Genomic DNA, 18284 nt, shown 5'->3' on the forward strand with positions numbered 1-18284 from the left:
TTGAATGATTAAGGGTGACTTGTGTGTCATGCAATTCAAATCTGGCTCATGCTATGCTCAAGCCATAAAAATGAAGGGTAAATCTATGTCAGTCGTCCGTTTAGAAAAAAATAATGGCATTGCCACAGTCAGCTTAAACCGTCCTGAAAAACGTAATGCCATGAGCTTTGCGTTATTACGTGAATTGGTTGAAACCGCAAAAAAAATTAAAAAAGACAAAAGTATCCGCTGTGTCATCCTGACAGGTGAAGCAGAAGTTTTTAGTGCAGGCATCGACTTAAGTGACCTAAATAACCCCAAAAATCGTGCTTATGCCGCATGGGAACTACTTAAACCCGGACAAAGTTTATTTCAAAAAGCCTTCCTAATTTGGCAGGAACTTCCCGTTCCTGTAATTGCAGCCATTGAAGGTTATTGTTTTGGTGCAGGGATGCAACTTGCGTTGGCTGCCGACATTCGTGTAGCGCATCAAAATACGCAAATGTCGATTATGGAAAGTCGTTGGGGCTTGGTGCCTGATATGGGGCTCACGCGCTCACTTAAAGGCTTGATTGGCTTGGACCTTGCCAAGGAATTAACCTTAACTGCACGAATCTTTGATGCTGCTTATGCCCATCAAATTGGCTTGGTTACTCATCTAGATGAAAAGCCTCTTGCTAAAGCACAGGCATTAGCCGAAGAAATGTTACAGCGTTCTCCAGATGCATTGATGGCTTCTAAATTCGTGCTTGATGCCATGGAACACCGTCCAAACAAATCACTAAGGATGGAAAAAATTTGGCAATTCAAACTATTGCTGGGTAAGAATAGTCAATTGGCACGTAAGAAAGATAAAAATCCAGACATCAATTTTTTACCACGCCAATATAAATAATCACAGTCAGTTTTCAGAGGGATGTGAGCATCATCATGCATATTCAGCAGCAAAAAATTGCCTTTTTAGGTATGGGCTTAATGGGTAGCCGTATGGCCAAACGACTTTTAGATGCCAACTTTCAGGTCGGCGTTTGGAACCGTACTGCGAGTGCCTGTGATGCTTTAGTAAAACGCGGTGCGGAAGCCATCGCTTTAGACCAAATTGCTGATTATCCTATTGTGCTGCTCTGCCTTGCTGATGATGATGCAGTCGAGAGTGTGTTTCGCCAGATCGAAAATCATATGACTGCCCAACACGTGCTGGTCGATTTTTCGAGTTTATCTGTACAAAAAACCAAGCACTTGGCTCAGCGCGCAACACATCGTCAGGCAATCTGGATTGATTCGCCTGTATCAGGTGGCACCATAGGTGCGGAAGATGGTAGCTTGGTTATTTTCGCGGGTGGTGATGCCGAAGTGATTCAACAATTAAGTCCTATCTATGATGTGCTATCACAACGCGTTACGCGAATGGGCGATACAGGAACTGGGCAGGCAACCAAAATTTGTAATCAACTGATTGTTGCGGCAAATAGCACACTCATCGCTGAAGCGGTTGCCTTGGCAGGTTTAGCTGGCGTTGACACCACACTCCTTGCCCCGGCACTCTCAGGCGGTTTTGCCGACTCAAAACCTTTTCAAATTTTAGCACCCCGTATGGCGACCCATACGTTTGAGCCCGTGCAGTGGAAAGTGCAAACGCTCTCGAAAGATTTAAATAATGCTGTCACTTTGGCAACAGAACTGAAATTAAACATTCCAGTTGCAGAAAAAGCACTAACACAACTGAAAACACACCAAAACTCGGGTTATGCTGAAGCTGATTTAGCGACTGTAATTCAACAAGTTAAAGCCTAAATGAAGTATTCAAAGATAAAGGAATGCCGCCATGATTAAATTGGCCGTTAATCTCTCGATGATTTTTACTGAAGTGCCTTTAATTGAGCGTTTTGCCGAAGCACGCGCCCATGGCTTTGATCATGTTGAAATACAATTTCCTTATGAATTAAGTATTGAGGAAATTCAGCAAAAACTTCATGAATACAATTTAAGTCTTTGCCTGATTAATGTCCCTGCCGGTGATTTGATGCAAGGTGGCAATGGACTGGCAGGCGTGCCTGGACAAGAAGTTGCATTTCGCCAAGCAGTGAATCAAGCCATAGAATATGCAACAGCATTAAATGTACCGAGCGTGAATATCTTGGCAGGCAAACAACCGACCGATAGTGATTTACTACCATGCCTAAAAACATTAGCCAGTAATCTAAAAATGGCTTGTTCAATGTTGATGGATTATCATATTCAACCTGTCTTTGAAATGATCAATGGCAAAGATATGCCACGTTTTCTAATCCAAAATGTAGCTCAAGCGCAAGAAATGCTAGAAGCCGTAAATCATCCTGCCTTAAAAATGCAATACGATTGCTATCACATGGCAATGATGGGTGAAGATGTTTTAGATGCCTTAAAAGAAAATATTGCTGATATTGGACATATCCAGTTTGCAGACTGTCCTGGTCGTCATGAACCCAATACAGCTGCCGTTAACTATAGCGATATATTTCAATGGCTAGAGCGAAGCAACTACACAGGATATGTAGCAGCAGAGTATCGACCAAGCAATCATTCCAATGAATCTTTTGCGTGGAAAGGTCGTTATTTTCAGAGTTAAGCACTGATCAATTCGGCAGCAAATTTGAAATCTGGCGACAAAACCGCTATATTAGATCATGCATAATTGTTAGGAAATTATACCCCCCATGAATTTAGAACCATCGCCCAGCGCTTCTAATTCTCACAATCAAACCTCAAATTCACATGAGCAAGCAGTACAAGATTGTGTAAACGTTGTACTGAACGCGCTTGAAGATGTAAAAGCAAAAGAAATCGTTAAAATTGATGTCGCTGGTATCAGCAATGTTGCTGATGCTATGATCATCGCAAGTGGTACATCTACCCGTCACATTAAATCATTGGCTGATAACGTTGCTGAAGAAGCACGTAAAGCTGGCTTCCGTCCCATCGGTATTGAAGGCGAACGTGATGCTGAGTGGATCTTAATCGACTTAGGTTACGTTGTTGTACACTGCATGTTACCTACTGCACGTAAGTTCTATGACCTAGAGAGCTTATGGCGCAACACTACAGACTCTGTAGCATAAACACAGTGTAAAAAAAGCGACCCTTTTGGTCGCTTTTTTTATGCCTGTCATTTTCATCTACAACAATTGATGCAAATCTAAATCTGGATATTTAAACTTGATTTCATTTTTATGTGCTGCATAGAGTCGGTCTGTTTTCTGAGGACCATAAAAATCACAATAGACCGTATATAACGCTGTCACCGCTTGAGCAACAGAATGTGTTTCAATACAAGCCATTAATTTTTCGCTTTGATAGATGCGTTCTGCACGTTCTCCTACGAGTAAATTTTTCGCAATCACATGTCGACGTAGTTCCAAGAAAAAATCTTCACGATCTGAACTTGGAACACTGTGTAAAATCGCCTCAACAAAATCTTGATACGCTGTTTTAAGTGTATGAGTGTCTTGAACTTCGACCTCAGTTTCAAGCTGCAAGATTTCTGTCTTTTCAATATTGGTCAGTTCATACAAGACATCTTTTAGCATGTCCTTACGGCTTTGCTTCAACTCATCTGTTGTGCAAATATCACTTAAAAAACGATTTAACACGAAAGCAGGTTTTTCACTATATTCCTGCTCCCAATAACCCACCACCTGTTCAAGTGCTGTCCCTTGAAAATAGTGCTTCAGTCCGCGTTGAATTGCTTGACGGCGTTGAGCCACATTGAGCACTTCATGTTCTGCTTCCATCTGTGTCTCCTGAATTAATGACGCTTATGAATATCATCAGTTTCAAAGGTCAGATCACGTTGAAACTCGGGATAAGAGAGCTCCGCATGCTCGGTATAATCCAAACCGCGTTGTTCATGTTGTGCACTGACACGCAGTCCACCCAACAATTTAGACAGGATTTTAAAGACGATAAATGCAACACCAAAGCCCCACGCAAAACCGGCTGCTACACCAATGGCTTGAACCATAATCACTTCACTGTTAAAGAGATTGGTTTCCAAAAAAATCCCCGCTGCAAGCGTGCCCCATGCACCGCAAAAGCCATGTACGGTAACCGCATCAACAACGTCATCGACACGAAATTTTTCTAGTAATTGTGGTAAAGTACTAACCATCAAACCAGCAATAGCACCGGTTAAAATTGCAAATACAGGGTTCATCGTTGCACAACCCGCAGTAATGCCGACCAAACCACCCAGCGATGCATTGATTGTAGTTTTAATTAAAATCGCTTTACCACAGACTAAGGCATACCCCATATAAGCCACAGCACCTGCGCAAGCAGCCAAATGTGTATTTAACGCGATACGTCCAATGCTCACATCGGCATTTACTGTGGATGCAGCGTTAAAACCAAACCAAGCCAACCAGAGAATAAAACCACCCAATGCCACTAAAGGTAAGCTATGTCCTGGTAAATCATGCACTTGACCATTCCGCCCAAAACGTCCTAAACGTGGCCCAAGTACAATAATTCCTGCCAGTGCCACCCAACCACCAATCGAATGCACCACAGTTGAACCTGCAAAGTCGATAAAGCCCAGTGCTTTTAACCAACCATCGCCACCAAAAATACTTCCCCATGCCCAGCTACCAAAGACTGGATAAATCAGACCACTGACAAAGCCCGCACTCACTACATATGCCACAAAATGAATACGCTCTGCCATCGCACCACTGGCAATAGTCGTTGCAGTAGCAGCAAACATCATTTGGAAAAATAGAAGATTCCAATGCCAGCTATCTAACTCACTCGGTGCAAAATGCGAAAAACCGAACCAGCCAGTGTGATTGATCCCAAACATTAATCCAAAGCCTAAAAGCCAGAAGATCAATCCACCAAAACATGCATCCATATAATTCTTCATCAGAACATTCACGGTATTTTTACTTCTTACCGAGCCGCTCTCTATCAGTGCAAAACCTGCTTGCATGAAGAAAACCAAGATACCGCCCATTACCACCCAAACACTGTCGAGTGAGATTCGTATTTCTTGTACATTCTTAGCAATATCGACTGGTTCTGCTGCATATACAGAAGAACTGAATACTAAACACAGCAGCCAGAATAATTTATTTTTGTTCATCGTTATCCCCCAATATTAAGCAAGGGATAGCAAGAACAATGCCATATAAGAAGTGAACGATCACTACATTATTGCAATGGTTTTAAACCTTGACCTGCAGTAAAAATTATTGATTGTTAAACAGTTATGCACTGAATTAAAACATTAAAGAAAATAGATGATTTATTAGAGTGAATTGGTCTAAAAAATGACCTATTTTCTCGCATACACAACTTTATATAGCTGTCAAAATAAAAAATCCCCCTGCAATGAGGGGGATTTTTTATTTTGAATGATTTACGTCTTTAGTGACCTGTACCATTAATGGCTTTAGTCATATCTTCAACTACTTTTTTCGCATCACCGAAGATCATCATGGTCTTGTCGTTATAGAACAAGTCATTATCTAGACCAGCATAACCTGTTGCCATAGAACGTTTGATGACCATAATTGTACGTGCTTTATGAGCTTCCAAAATTGGCATACCGTAAATTGGAGAGTTTGGATCGTCTTTCGCTGCTGGGTTTACAACGTCGTTTGCACCAATCACAAGCACCACGTCCGTTGCAGGGAAGTCAGAGTTGATTTCGTCCATCTCTAAAATATCTTCATACGGTACGTCAGCTTCAGCAAGCAATACGTTCATATGACCTGGCATACGACCAGCAACTGGGTGAATCGCAAAGCGTACAGTAACACCTTGTTCTTTCAACAAGTTGGCTAATTCTTTTACCGCATTTTGCGCACGACCTTGTGCCATACCATAACCCGGTACGATCACAACGCTGTCCGCATTTGACATCAAGAAACCTGCGTCATCTGCTGAACCTGAACGATAATTGCGCTGAACTGCTGCACCCGCCGCTGCCGTAGGAGCCGCTGCACCGCCCATTGCACCGCCGAATAATACGTTGATGATTGAACGGTTCATTGCTTTACACATGATGTAAGACAGAATCGCACCTGATGAACCCACCAGTGAACCAGCAACAATCAACATGTTGTTTTCTAAAGTGAAACCAATCCCTGCTGCAGCCCAACCTGAGAATGAGTTTAATAGTGATACCACGACTGGCATATCACCACCACCGACTGGTGCAATCCATACCCAACCGAACACTAACGCAAAGCCCGTCATTGCCCAGAATGAGTTCATGTTACCTGTAAGGAAGAAGTGAATTCCTGCTGCCAGCATGGCAATAAAGATCAGTGCTTGAACTGGTTTAACCCAGCCACCTGAAATGGTTTTTGCCCATTTTTTTGCAGCCAATTTACCGTATGCAAATACAGATGCAGTAAAGGTAATCGCACCCACGAAACAGCCCACAAACAATTCAAACAAATGAACTTTGCTCATCGCATGGAAGCTGACATTGTTTGCTGCAAGTAGGTCTGTGCCCACTTCAACCAATTTGTTGTTATGCAAGATTGCAGCAATCGCAATCAGTACCGCAGCAAGACCCACTAATGAGTGCATTAATGCAACTGTTTCAGGCATTTGTGTCATTGGTACAGTACGCGCACGCGCAATACCGACAATTGCACCCAATACCATTGCACCGACAATCATCCAAACCACTGGACTTTCAGCAACAAAGAATGTGGTCACTACCGCAATCGCCATTGCGATCATACCGTAACGGTTACCTGCAATTGCAGTTTTAGGACCTGATAAACCACGTAAGGTTAAGATAAAGAGAATGGCACCAATCAGGTAGAACCAGTTTGCATATTCACGAATGAATTCCATGGCTTAACCCTCTTTTTTCTTTTGTTTTGGTTTAAACATTTCCAGCATACGTGCAGTTACCGCAAAGCCACCAAAAATATTGATACTTGCTAGGAATACCGCAATCGCACCCAATACACTCACCACATTAATGGTTTGGAAATCTACATTGCCTTCAACACCAACCACCGGCAAACCTACGGTTTGAATCATTGCACCGACAATAATGATCGATGAAAGTGCATTGGTCACTGCCATTAATGGCGTATGTAATGCAGGCGTAACACCCCAAACCACGTAGTAACCTACGAAAATGGCAAGAACAAAAATCGTAATCGTTTCAACCATGAGTCTTCTCCTTAACCACGTTTCAACAGCACTTGGCCGCCGTGAGTTACAAGTAGTGCTTTTTGGATTTCATCTTCTTGATTGATGGCAAAATTCTTTTCACTATCAAATAATGTTTCAACAAAGTTATAGACGTTACGTGCATATAAAGCTGATGCTTCAGTCGATACTGTCGATGGAATATTAGGTACACCTAAAATCTTCACACCATTTTCAGTCACAACAGTTTCACCGCACTTCGAGCCTTCAACGTTACCGCCAGTCTCAACCGCCATATCTAAGATGACTGAACCTGGTTTCATTTTGACAACCGTTTCCGCACGGATCAGACGCGGTGCATCACGACCTGGAAGTAGTGCCGTAGTAATCACGATGTCAGCATTCGATACAGCTTTATCGACAATCACAGCTTGGTCTTTAATGTATTGCTCGCCCGGCATCCAGCCATAACCGTTTTTTGCAGCGTCAGCGGCTTTTTGTTGTTCTTCTTCAGACATTGGCACATCAAGCCATTTACCGCCTAAAGATTCAACTTGGTCTTTTGCTGTTGGACGTAAATCTGTGGCTTCAACCACAGCGCCTAAACGTTTGGCTGTTGCAATCGCTTGTAAACCTGCAACACCAACACCCATGATCACGACACGTGCAGGTTTTACTGTTCCTGCTGCCGTCATCAGCATTGGGAACATACGTTGATATTCAGCTGCGGCTAAAAGCACAGATTTATAACCCGCAAGGTTGGCTTGAGAAGACAATACGTCCATGTTTTGCGCACGAGATAAAGTACGTGGCAAAAGTTCCAATGCAAATGCCGATACATTTTGCGAAGCAAATTGGTCAAGCTCAGTATTACGGTACGGGTCAAACATAGCGACCACGGTTGCATTTGGATTCAGTTTTTGAATTTCATCACCAGCAGGTGCACGAACTTTCAAAACCAATTGACTGCCGTTATAAGCATCATCCGTAATGGTTGCGCCAACTTGTTCATAAGCACTATCGATGTAAGCAGCTTTAAGCCCTGCTCCACGTTCGATCACAACATGATGACCTGCGCTGATCAATTTCTTGACTGTCTCAGGCGTCGCAGCGACGCGATTTTCACCGACAACAGTTTCGGCTGGAATTCCGATTTGCATGAGCGTCCCTCAAGCTAATTTTTCTTAAGTAAACACCGAATAAACGATGTTTCCCCTCAGGATGTTTTTTATTGAATTTTTGGATTCTAAATAAACTTTTCGAAAATACTACCTAATATTTATTTAATAAATACCCATATAATGAACTGATGATTCATAAAAATGCACTTTCTTGATGCCAAATTTTAAAATCTAATTCGACGTTTAGATGGACATCTCAGCTCATTCATTGTTATAGACAATAAATAACTTCCATAATTTGCCAAATTGACAATTAAAAATTGAGAAATATTCACTTACATTGATCATTCTGACATTCAGACAGAATGAATATAAAGCATCAAACATCATCGGAACGGCTGCTTTTGCTTTTCAAATCAGTGCTTTTATTTCATTTAAATATCACTTTGACATAAATGACATTTTTGGACCTTTTTAGAATTTTTAGATTGGCTTTTTTTACTGAATCTTCGGGCAGAATCATCAATCGTGTTCTAAATAAACATCATGATCCACCATCTAAGTTATGTGATTATCGGCTCCCCAAAAATTGACCGAAAAGCCCTAAATGAAAACCTCAAATTAAATTCAAAAAAAGTTAAAAAAGTTGTATAGATATTCAGCAATGAAATAATAGTCTGAAAAACTCTATATAAATATGCACCAAATTAGCGCTTTAAAATTTAAAAGATGAGAATGCACTCCCAACTCATTGTTTCTATTTGATTTAAAAAATATTTAACCCGTTACATCTACAAAATCAGAACTAAATTAAAAACAGACATTCTTTTATCACGATGGTTTTTGACCTATAGTGCCGCCTGAAACATCCAAATAAAACCATGACGTGAGGGGAAATCACATGCAAATCGACATTAGTCAGGATCGGTCTTTGCTCTGGCTTATGGCAATTGCATGCGGGTTATGTGCAGGTGCAAATTACTACTGTCAGCCGCTCATTTCCTCAATTCAAGCCTATTATCGCGTTGCTGAAGCGCAAGTCGCTTTGACGGTCACCTTTGCCCAAGTCTCATATGCTCTCGGTCTACTGTTTATTGTACCTTTAGGCGATATGCTCAATAAAAAGAAACTAATACCTTACTTAATGCTTGGGGCAGCCTGTGGTCTATTTCTTTGTGCAACGGCTATTAATATTCAAATGCTTTGGCTCGGTACGATTATTACAGGTCTATTTTCTGTGGCTGCCCAAGTGTTAATTCCCCTTGCGACCATGGCCGTTAAACCTGAAAAAACAGGTGAAGTTGTCGGTTTTCTTATGAGTGGTTTATTGGTGGGTATTCTGCTGTCGACCAGTATTGCAGGCTTACTTTCTGATCTAATTCATTGGAAAGCGATTTATATTTTAAGTGGGGTGATGATGCTGTTTTTAAGTTTCTACTTAAAATCTAAGCTTCCCACTATGCCAAAATTTAGAATCAGTTATTTCGACATTTTTAAGTCGATGGGACAATTGCTGAAGCAAGAGCCACGTTTAGTCTTTCGCTCACTCACAGGCGCGTGCGCCTTTGCCGCAATGAGTATGCTATTTTCAACCATCGCACTTCTTTTAACACAAAAGCCATTTCATTTATCGGATGTGATGGTCGGTTTAGTCACTTTAGTCGGTGTATTTGGTGCATTGTCGACACAACAAATTGGTAAATGGGCCGATCAAGGTTATATCAAAATTCTCACTTGGGTGGGTTGTTCAATTCTAGTGGGAAGCTGGTTACTGCTTTATTTTGGTAGCGTGTCTTTAATCAGTTATATCGTCGGCTATGGACTGATTAACCTTGGTTTAGCGATTACGCATAGCTGCAATCAAAATGTGATCTTTCGCCTAAGACCCAATGCAAAATCTCGAATTAACTCGATTTATATGACCTTGTATTTTATTGGTGGTGCATGTGGTTCAGCACTCGGCGTATATGCTTGGCATTTAGGTGGATGGCATTACACCTGTTATTTTGGTTTAGCATTAGCACTTGGTGCAGCATTCTTTAACTTGCTAGATCAATACGTCCATACCCAGGCACAAGCCGAATAAGAAGCATACGCTTTTTAACTCGTTAAGCACTCATTGAGCACATACATCTGACACAAACTGATTTTCATTTTTTATGCTAATATTGCGCCCTAATTTTATGAGCCACCCAATCAATGATCGGGTTTGCTCGCCCCTCCCATCTGTTAAGGCGTGATTGTGAATGACTGATCTCAATTCCATTGATAATAAACTTCAACCACGAATCAGTGTTGCGCCAATGATGGATTGGACCACCAAAGATTATCGTTTTTTTGCGCGTCTATTTAATCCCAATGTTATCCTTTACACAGAAATGGTGACCACGGGTGCCATTATTCATGGCGATGCCAAACGTCATTTGGATTTTAATGGTGAAGAACACCCGATTGTGTTGCAACTTGGCGGTTCAAATCCGAAAGATTTAGCACTGTGTACAAAAATGGCTCAAGATTGGGGATATAACGAAGTTAACCTCAACGTGGGTTGTCCTAGTGATCGCGTGCAAAATAATAAAATTGGTGCCTGCTTAATGGCAGAGCCTGATTTGGTTGCAGAATGTATCGCTGAAATGCAAAATGCAGTCGATATTCCAGTAACGGTAAAACATCGTATTGGCATTGATGATATGCAGTCTTATGAAGAGATGCTGAATTTTGTCGATACAGTTGCAAAAACTGGCTGCAACAATTTTATCGTGCATGCCCGTATTGCCCTATTAAAAGGTTTATCGCCAAAAGAAAACCGCGACATTCCACCATTACGCTATGAAGAAGTCTATCGTTTAAAACAAGAACGCCCTGAACTATTGATTGAAATTAATGGTGGGGTCAAAACGTATGCGGAAACTTTAGAACATTTAAAGCATGTGGATGGCGTGATGATTGGTCGTGAGGCCTACCACAATCCTTATCTTTTGGCTGAGCTTGGTCAGTTGTGGAATCTTGAAATGCCTGATCGTTTTGAGATTATGCAGCAAATGATGCCCTATATTGCACAGCGTGTTGCTGAAGGTGCACCACTTTCAATTATTACCCGTCATATTTTAGGTTTATTCCAAAACTTACCTGGGGCACGTAAATGGCGTCAGGCTTTAAGTGGTGGTAATGCCAAAACCTTAAAAGATGTCGAAAATGCATTGTTAAATATTCAGGATGCGATGAAACGTACTGAAGATTATTTACGAGAGCATCAAGATCAGGCTTAATTACCTTAAACCTGTCGATAAAAAAGCACCTCAATGAAGGTGCTTTTTTATTATTTGCTGTATGCCGTAACATTCCCCACAGGATATGGCTGTTCGTCATAGCTCTTCACGGTATAGCTCGAATCAGTATTGGATGTTTGATTGGCTTGATACGTTATGACCACAACTTGTGGCTCTTTTTCAATCGATTGTGCAATGAGCCTTAACTCATCATCTAATTGTTGCTGATATTTTGCAATTTCAATTTCATCAATAAAACTAAATGCATCATGGTCAATTTTCCAGCCAAACCCGCCATTTTCTTTGTAAATTACAACGTCAATAACAAAAGGTTGTCCTTGATATTTCAGTTTTGAAATTGCTTTAAATTCATTTCCCTTGCGTTCAGTAATTTGCACATCATCCACCACCAAATGATAATTCTTATACTCGATATTGGCATTAAACTCGCGCTGCATCTGTGCTTCCACATGGCGCGCAACTTCATCTATGGATACAAAATAACTGCAGCCTGATAATGCAGCCATACACATCATTAATCCAACTTTCAATCTCTTTCCCCCTTAGAGATCTCAACCCAAATGGGTTAAACCTTATTTTTATTATGTGTTTTCATTTTAAATGGCTTTTAATTTTTAGACTATATATTGAACAATTTATTTTCTAGAACATAAAGTCACTTTTATCGTAGATACCTACTTTTCCTCATAAAAAAGCCCCGAACCATCGGGGCTTTTTACTTTAAATTTTTACAGCTCATCATCTGCTTGAATGGTGTGATGCAGTGCATCATGCATCGCTTCAACCAATTGCTGTGCAATTTCTTGTTTGGATGCTTTTTCTAAATCACGTTTATCCAACTGATATTGTTCAGCGAAAAATACAGTCATGGCATTTTCATCTGAAGCAAACCCAATATCTGCACGCGATACATCGTTACACGCAATCATATCCAGCTTTTTCGCCACCAACTTGCCAGCAGCATATTCTTCGATATTACGCGTTTCTGCAGCAAAGCCAACCATAAATGGACGTTTTGCTTGCTGGGCAATTGTTGCAACAATATCTGGGTTTTTAATCAAGGCAACATTGAGTTCATCGCCGGCTTTTTTAATTTTATGCTCTGCAACTTGCGCCACACGATAATCGGCCACAGCAGCAGTTGCAATAAAGATGTCACAGCCTTCATCAAGCTGCGCCAAACTCTGATCTAACATTTGAATGGCAGAAGATACATTTTTACGTTGCACACCATTCGGTGTATCGAGACTTACAGGACCCGCAATGAGGGTCACATCCGCCCCTGCTGCATAACACGCTGCCGCTAAAGCAAAGCCCATTTTCCCTGTACTATGATTAGAGATATAACGTACAGGATCAATTGCTTCACGGGTTGGACCTGCGGTAATAGTGACTTTTTTACCCGCAAGTAAGCCAAATTTTTCTGCAATGGCACGCTGCGCTTTATGAAAATATTGTGTTACTTGATGGGCAATATCTTCAGGCTCAGGCATACGGCCCAATCCAACATCGCCACAGGCTTGTGATCCGGCATCCGGCATGATGACGTGCACACCATCTTCAATTAAAGTTGCCAAATTACGTTGTGTCGCTTTTGCTGCCCACATTTGCTGATTCATGGCAGGCGCCACCCAAACAGGTGCTTTAGTTGCTAAATATAAGGTACTAAGTAAATCATCTGCCAAACCAGCAGCAAATTTTGCCAAGGTGTCGCAGCTTGCAGGTGCCACCAAAACCAAATCAGCCCAACGCGCCAATTCGATATGCCCCATTCCCGCTTCGGCTTCAGGGTCTAATAATTGTGTATGAACTGGATTGCCAGAAAGGGCTTGAAAGGTCAGAGGGGTAATAAAAGCTTGTGCACCCTCAGTCATCACAACGCGGACGTTAAAACCTGCGTCTTTTAAACGGCGTACCAGAATTGCACTTTTATAAGCAGCAATACCACCGGTTACGGCTAAAATGATATTTTTATGTGGAATAACACTGAGATCGAAGCTCACGAACAGGCTACCTTTCTGTTGCAGTGGCGCTCACAATAGCATTAAATAATCCCATACCCAAGAGAATCACTCATGGGAAAACTGATAATTCATAATAAATAAGTCTAATAACCATGCAATTTTCAATTAAACATTGGCCTGAAAATGAACGGCCTCGCGAACGCCTGATTCAACATGGTGCTGAAAGTCTTTCAGATGCTGAACTGCTGGCCATCTTTTTACGTTCCGGTTCACAAAAACATTCTGCCGTTGAATTGGCTCGGCTTTTAATTCAGCACTTTGGCGATTTAACCCAACTCCTCAATGCATCAATCGATGAACTGAGTCAGTTTCATGGCATGGGGGTGAGCAAATTTACCCAACTCATGGCAATTAAAGAATTAGGACGGCGTTATGTTTCCATGCAGCTACATCAAGAAATGCTCCAGCTACAGGACTCTACCCGTTTAATGGACTATTTACGCTTTGAACTGTTATCTGAACAACAGGAAGTATTTGCCGTCTTATGTTTAGATGCCAATTTGCGCAAAATCCATTTTAAAAAATTATTTTATGGCTCAACGCATTATTGCGATATTTCCATTAATCAAATTCTTCGCTATGCCATCAGTCAAAATGCCAGTGCCATTGTGATTGCACACAACCATCCTGCTGCAGAAGCACAGCCATCTCCTGCAGATCGAGAGCTGACCGAGCAAATTCAAAAAGCGTGTGCCCTAGTGGAAATTCAGTTGATTGATCATTGTATTATTGCGAAAAATACAAATTTTTCTTTCGCTGAACATCAACTCATCAATACCACAACAACGGGCTAATTTGACCTTGACAAAGCCCACAGTTATACAGAAGATCAGGAGAAATTTAAGATGACTAAATTCCATGATTGTCCGTGATCAACTCAATGTGTTTAAACTGCTATTTTCATGGCGTGGCACAATTTTGCCAAAGGTTTTACCGCCTTTAGGCTTCGTGATGTTGATCTCAGCCATTATTGGTGGATTGTCTTATAGCGATTATTTTCATTTCCCTGAATTACCCTTAGTCGGCTTCACTCTAATTGGGGTTGTACTCTCTATTTTCTTAGGTTTTAAAAATACGGCGTGTTATGACCGTTGGTGGGAAGCGCGAAAATTATGGGGTATTCTGATTGCCAACTCACGTCACTTTGACCGTGATGCCCGAATTCTCACTCAAGGTCGCCGTGAACGTGTCATCCAACATGTGATTGTATTTGCCAACGTCCTTCGTGACCGCTTACGTCATCAAACTGCAAATCCGACTGCATTGATTGAAACCAGTGGCATGTCTGCCCAAGCATTAACTCAGCTCTATCAACAAGCCAATGCACCGCAATACACCTTAAGCCTGATTCAATGGGAATTGATGCAAGCACTTAAGGAAGGTGAAATTTCCGATATCATCTATACCCAAATGAATCAGCATATTGCTGAACTGAGTATTGTACAAACAGGTTGTGATCGTATTGCGACCACACCTTTGCCTTTTGCGTATTCAGTTTTATTAAACCGTACCGTTTACTTCTTCTGTTTTATGTTGCCGTTTAGCTTAGGCTCAACTTTAGGTCTAGCAACACCGCTTTTGGTCGGAATTCTGGCTTATACCTTCTTAGGTTTAGATGCATTAAGTTCAGAAATTGAAGAACCATTTGGTATGCAAAGCAATGACTTACCTTTAGATGCCATGGTACGCACCATCGAAATTGAACTTTTGGGAACACTCGGCAAACCGACACCACCACCTATTCAAGCACAAGACAACAATTTACTATAAATGCCTTGATCTTAGGCTTGAGTCGAGATAACACTTAAGCCAATTAAAAACATAATTTATATTGCTCGAAGATGAAAACAAGAAGACGTATTCGGCTATTTACCCCGCAATATATTGCGCGCCCTTGGCGTGCAATTGGCATCTTTTCACTATTTAGCCTGATCATTTTTTTAGTGCTAATCAGTTCTGCTTACTTTATTTTCGAGAAGAATCTTATCAGCGATAAAATTATTACGCTTGTCATCATCAGTCCACTATTGGTTCTAGGCCTATTTTTTGACACAAAAGTTTTTTTAAGATTTCCCTATTTTATTCAGCGTCATTTAATTCATCCACATTTAAAAATGGATTTGAAAAATGTTGCGCTTCGTAGCTCCGATGGAAAAATTCTTAACTTCCGCACACAAAAGTCCGCTTTTTGGCGCCCTGCACAAACTCAGTTACTGATCCAATGTCATGATCTTGCTGAGCCAATCTGGTTCAATATTGATTTAACCCATGTGTTCAGCACACAGTATTTTCGTCAAATTGAAGTCGAAGCTAATCCTAAACTCATTGGACAACAGGTACATTTTTATTATCTGGCCGCTTCAAAGTGCATTATTCAAATGTACAGCCAAAGCCAAAATAATGATTTCAGTATCTTAAAACGCTATTTGGAACAGCCCTATGCACACCAAGTCATTATTGAGCAAATTCCTACCCGTCTTATTCAAGACTTACCAAATATCATTCGGATTGAGGCAGTGCGTGATCATCAAAAATCTTTCGACCTAAAATTACGGACTAGCTACGGGCATATTTATCAAGTGCAATCGAGCGCTAAAGCTTTTGACCAATTGGAATTGGCACTTGCTTCATTACTGGACTTTGTCAGCTATCGACGTTTTAAGCAGAATTTAGATATTAAGCACAGTATCGTGTCTAAGCCGCATCCTTATCGTTACCGCAATCTCATAATCTACAGTCTGCTGCTGATTTTGCCTATATTGAGTGTGGTTACAGGGAATTGGCTGTTTGTGATTTTGGCCATCGGAATTTATTGGTTTTATATTAAAACCAGTATCCAGCAGCAAGTCCCACCGTTTATTTCAGAAGAACATTACTGAAAGCTTTCCCAAATCCCGACCTGCCCTTCTTTTAAACTCGGGATATTGCCTAGTTTAATCCACGGCATATAGTCCCCATGGAAATCACTCCCCACCGAAACTTTTAGACCATTCTCAGCAATCATACGATCAACCATTTGCCGTGTGGACGCTGGATCAATAGCAGGTGGCAGTTCGACTGCATCTCCGCCCAGTTTGGCAAAGAGTTCAATTAAGTATCGAACATTGGTTGCAGACAAATCATAGCGTGTGGGATGTGCCAATACGGCGAAACCACCACTCTCATGAATGACTTGGATTGTTTCTTCAAGTCCTAAACCATCAAATTTGACGTAGGCTTTCTTGCCTTCTTTAATATATTTATCAAAAGCCTGCTGTGGACGTGCCACTATGCCTTTTTCCACCAGCGTTTTGGCAATATGAGAACGTGTCACTCGATCGGGAACATGATCCACTTTCGCAAGCACATCAGGGTAAATATCTTGCCCAACCAATGGAATTAATAAATCACAGATTTTTTTAGAACGCTCGGCACGAATAATTTTTTGTTGAATCAGAACATCCTGCAAGGGCTTAGGATTTTGCATATTCAGCGCAACAATATGTACACCATAGGTTTTCTTGGTTGCAGGACGCGACCATTGGCTGGAAATTTCAACCCCAGAGATTAGTTTAATCTGATGTTTTTCTGCGGTTTCTTGAGCCAAAGCTAAGCCATCCATGGTGTCATGATCCGTCAATGCCAAAGTATGCACGAACTTCTCTGCCGCAGCTTCGACCAGTTGCTGCGGACTCAAGGTTCCATCAGAAATATTACTATGTGTATGTAAATCTACGCCGTGCATCTCTATACTATGACATTTATTTAATCAGATTCAGATACTCTAACATGAAAGCACTTTTAGACTTTGTGCCACTCATTATTTTCTTTTATTTATATAAAACTGTAGATCCAAAAGATACTCAACATCCTCTTCTACAATTGATCGGTTCTGCGGGTGGAGTCGATAACAATAATATTCTTGTGGCGACGACAGGTCTGATTATTTCAATGTTAGTGGTGTATGGCGCACTCTTTGTCATGCAAAAATTCCGTCTTGATAAACAACAGTGGATTGTATTGTTTATGACGGTGATTTTTGGTGGTATCACCCTGATGTTATCTGATGATTTTTACATCCGTCTGAAAGCAGTTTTGCTCAATTTGGTCTTTGCGGGTGTATTCTTACTCTCTCCATGGTTTAGTAAAGATAAGAAACCGCTGATTCAGCGTTTGTTTGGTCCAGTGTTTAATCTAACCAGTAAAGGTTGGATGAAATTAAACATCGCGTGGGCAATTATGTTCGCCGTAATGTCATTTTTACACTGCTTCTTTGCTTACATTTGGATGGATGGAAAATATTGGGGTGAATTCACCGCATTCGGTGACATGATCGTCATGTTTTCATTTATCATTGTTCAGTTTATTGTATTGCGTAAATACTTTAAAACATCTGAATAAATACAAATTCACTGTAATTGAGAACCATCATGCCATTATTTGTCGTTAGCTGCACTGATCAAGAAGGTACAGTTGAAAAACGTCTTGCCACTCGTCCTCAACATTTAGCACGTTTAGAACAGCTCGATGCAGAAGGTCGTTTAATTGTTGCGGGTGCAATGCCAAAAGACCCAAGTAATCCGCAAGCTGGCTTTTATGGCAGTACGATTATTGTTGACTTTGACAGTCGTGAAGCACTTGATGCTTGGCTTGCTGAAGAACCTTTCTTAAAAGAAGGTGTTTATTCACATATTGACGTGAAACCATTTAATAAAGCATTCCCTAAAGGATAAGCC

Annotated in this window: 19 protein-coding genes; 11 read left to right on the forward strand and 8 right to left on the reverse strand. The window is 41.1% G+C overall.

The genetic code is table 11. The annotated features are described in order from the left end of the window. Window positions 1-85 precede the first annotated feature (85 nt). The 4 genes from A3K93_RS10015 to rsfS all read left to right on the forward strand — a co-directional run bounded on the left by A3K93_RS10015 (window position 86) and on the right by rsfS (window position 3077). A complete protein-coding gene (locus A3K93_RS10015; RefSeq protein WP_067731726.1) occupies window positions 86-874 on the forward strand; it encodes a crotonase/enoyl-CoA hydratase family protein in 789 nt (262 codons plus the stop codon). A gap of 35 nt (window positions 875-909) precedes the next feature. Then, a complete protein-coding gene (locus A3K93_RS10020) occupies window positions 910-1773 on the forward strand; it encodes an NAD(P)-dependent oxidoreductase (protein WP_067731105.1) in 864 nt (287 codons plus the stop codon). A gap of 31 nt (window positions 1774-1804) precedes the next feature. Then, window positions 1805-2587: a hydroxypyruvate isomerase family protein gene (locus tag A3K93_RS10025; RefSeq protein ID WP_067731106.1), complete on the forward strand. Its 783-nt coding sequence runs from the start codon at window positions 1805-1807 to the stop codon at window positions 2585-2587. A gap of 88 nt (window positions 2588-2675) precedes the next feature. Continuing rightward, window positions 2676-3077 (forward strand): ribosome silencing factor, encoded by a 402-nt coding sequence (rsfS, locus tag A3K93_RS10030; RefSeq protein ID WP_067731107.1) that lies wholly within the window; start codon window positions 2676-2678, stop codon window positions 3075-3077. A gap of 57 nt (window positions 3078-3134) precedes the next feature. Here rsfS and A3K93_RS10035 read toward each other — a convergent pair whose 3' ends face one another. The 5 genes from A3K93_RS10035 to A3K93_RS10055 all read right to left on the reverse strand — a co-directional run bounded on the left by A3K93_RS10035 (window position 3135) and on the right by A3K93_RS10055 (window position 8294). Next, window positions 3135-3749 (reverse strand): hypothetical protein, encoded by a 615-nt coding sequence (locus A3K93_RS10035; RefSeq protein WP_067731108.1) that lies wholly within the window; start codon window positions 3747-3749, stop codon window positions 3135-3137. A gap of 14 nt (window positions 3750-3763) precedes the next feature. Continuing rightward, window positions 3764-5098, reverse strand: a complete 1335-nt coding sequence (locus tag A3K93_RS10040; RefSeq protein WP_067731109.1) for an ammonium transporter — start codon at window positions 5096-5098, stop codon at window positions 3764-3766. 284 nt (window positions 5099-5382) lie between these two features. After that, window positions 5383-6828, reverse strand: a complete 1446-nt coding sequence (locus A3K93_RS10045) for an NAD(P)(+) transhydrogenase (Re/Si-specific) subunit beta (protein ID WP_067731110.1) — start codon at window positions 6826-6828, stop codon at window positions 5383-5385. Between the two features lie 3 nt (window positions 6829-6831). After that, window positions 6832-7155 (reverse strand): proton-translocating transhydrogenase family protein, encoded by a 324-nt coding sequence (locus tag A3K93_RS10050; protein WP_067731111.1) that lies wholly within the window; start codon window positions 7153-7155, stop codon window positions 6832-6834. A gap of 11 nt (window positions 7156-7166) precedes the next feature. Beyond that, window positions 7167-8294: a Re/Si-specific NAD(P)(+) transhydrogenase subunit alpha gene (locus tag A3K93_RS10055; protein ID WP_067731112.1), complete on the reverse strand. Its 1128-nt coding sequence runs from the start codon at window positions 8292-8294 to the stop codon at window positions 7167-7169. Window positions 8295-9156: 862 nt separating this feature from the next. On the opposite strand from A3K93_RS10055, the gene A3K93_RS10060 reads away from it, so the two are divergent. Beyond that, window positions 9157-10341 (forward strand): MFS transporter, encoded by a 1185-nt coding sequence (locus tag A3K93_RS10060; protein WP_067731113.1) that lies wholly within the window; start codon window positions 9157-9159, stop codon window positions 10339-10341. A gap of 160 nt (window positions 10342-10501) precedes the next feature. Next, window positions 10502-11524, forward strand: a complete 1023-nt coding sequence (gene dusA, locus A3K93_RS10065; protein WP_067731114.1) for a tRNA dihydrouridine(20/20a) synthase DusA — start codon at window positions 10502-10504, stop codon at window positions 11522-11524. Window positions 11525-11574: 50 nt separating this feature from the next. On the opposite strand, the gene A3K93_RS10070 is transcribed toward dusA, so the two are convergent. After that, window positions 11575-12051: a hypothetical protein gene (locus A3K93_RS10070; protein WP_227509866.1), complete on the reverse strand. Its 477-nt coding sequence runs from the start codon at window positions 12049-12051 to the stop codon at window positions 11575-11577. A 222-nt stretch (window positions 12052-12273) separates the two neighbouring features. Further along, window positions 12274-13548 carry a bifunctional phosphopantothenoylcysteine decarboxylase/phosphopantothenate--cysteine ligase CoaBC gene (gene coaBC, locus A3K93_RS10075; RefSeq protein ID WP_067731116.1) on the reverse strand — a complete coding sequence of 425 codons (1275 nt, stop codon included), beginning with the start codon at window positions 13546-13548 and terminating at the stop codon, window positions 12274-12276. A gap of 113 nt (window positions 13549-13661) precedes the next feature. On the opposite strand from coaBC, the gene radC reads away from it, so the two are divergent. The 3 genes from radC (at window position 13662) to A3K93_RS10090 (ending at window position 16448) form a co-directional block, all read left to right on the forward strand. After that, entirely contained in the window at window positions 13662-14363 is a 702-nt protein-coding gene (gene radC / locus A3K93_RS10080) for a RadC family protein (RefSeq protein WP_067731117.1), read from the forward strand. A gap of 64 nt (window positions 14364-14427) precedes the next feature. Then, window positions 14428-15339 (forward strand): bestrophin family protein, encoded by a 912-nt coding sequence (locus tag A3K93_RS10085; protein WP_067731118.1) that lies wholly within the window; start codon window positions 14428-14430, stop codon window positions 15337-15339. Window positions 15340-15683: 344 nt separating this feature from the next. Further along, complete coding sequence (locus A3K93_RS10090) at window positions 15684-16448, forward strand: hypothetical protein (RefSeq protein WP_157883275.1); 765 nt, start codon at window positions 15684-15686, stop codon at window positions 16446-16448. On the opposite strand, the gene A3K93_RS10095 is transcribed toward A3K93_RS10090, so the two are convergent. Beyond that, window positions 16442-17293: a PHP domain-containing protein gene (locus tag A3K93_RS10095; protein ID WP_067731120.1), complete on the reverse strand. Its 852-nt coding sequence runs from the start codon at window positions 17291-17293 to the stop codon at window positions 16442-16444. The genes A3K93_RS10090 and A3K93_RS10095 overlap by 7 nt on opposite strands. 44 nt (window positions 17294-17337) lie before the next feature. On the opposite strand from A3K93_RS10095, the gene A3K93_RS10100 reads away from it, so the two are divergent. Beyond that, entirely contained in the window at window positions 17338-17949 is a 612-nt protein-coding gene (locus A3K93_RS10100; protein ID WP_067731121.1) for a septation protein IspZ, read from the forward strand. Between the two features lie 29 nt (window positions 17950-17978). Then, window positions 17979-18281 (forward strand): YciI family protein, encoded by a 303-nt coding sequence (locus tag A3K93_RS10105; RefSeq protein WP_067731122.1) that lies wholly within the window; start codon window positions 17979-17981, stop codon window positions 18279-18281. The last annotated feature ends 3 nt before the right edge of the window (window positions 18282-18284 follow it).

It is taken from the genome of Acinetobacter sp. NCu2D-2 (genome assembly GCF_001647675.1).
In the GTDB taxonomy this organism is placed as follows: domain Bacteria; phylum Pseudomonadota; class Gammaproteobacteria; order Pseudomonadales; family Moraxellaceae; genus Acinetobacter.